Origin of the sequence: Saccharothrix sp. ST-888, assembly GCF_000955975.1 — a bacterium.
Lineage (GTDB): Bacteria > Actinomycetota > Actinomycetes > Streptomycetales > Streptomycetaceae > Kitasatospora.
On sequence record NZ_JYJF01000642.1, the window covers coordinates 1 to 344 of the forward strand.

The following is a 344-nucleotide window of genomic DNA, read 5'->3' on the forward strand; positions in this document are numbered from 1 at the left end:
AGCACGCGCGCGACCCGAGCCTTCACCGCGTCTAGGTGCCCGCCCACCTGGGCCAGCACACGGGCGAGCGCGGCAGCCGGTTCCGGCCCGAGCGGTTCGCGGGCGGGCGCTACCGCCTCCGGTTCACGGAGGCGGATGAGGGCGAGTCGCTCGTCATGGAGCGTCATGGAGAGCAGGGCGTGGTCCCCCGGGCCGTTGGCCGAGCCGCGCCGGCGGGTGACACACCAGACGGTCGGGGTGTCCGCGACCTGTCCGCGCAGGGCGTTGGGCGCCCTGGCGTCCTCGGCACCCGCACCGTGGAGGTCGTCGGGCAGGACGACCAGCGGGCCGCCCGGGTCCACCTC

Annotated in this window: 1 protein-coding gene; it reads right to left on the bottom strand. The window is 76.2% G+C overall.

The window, feature by feature from the left end; genetic code table 11:
• A partial coding sequence (locus tag UK12_RS42230) for a hypothetical protein (protein WP_197085414.1) occupies nt 1–344 on the bottom strand: 344 nt, incomplete at both ends.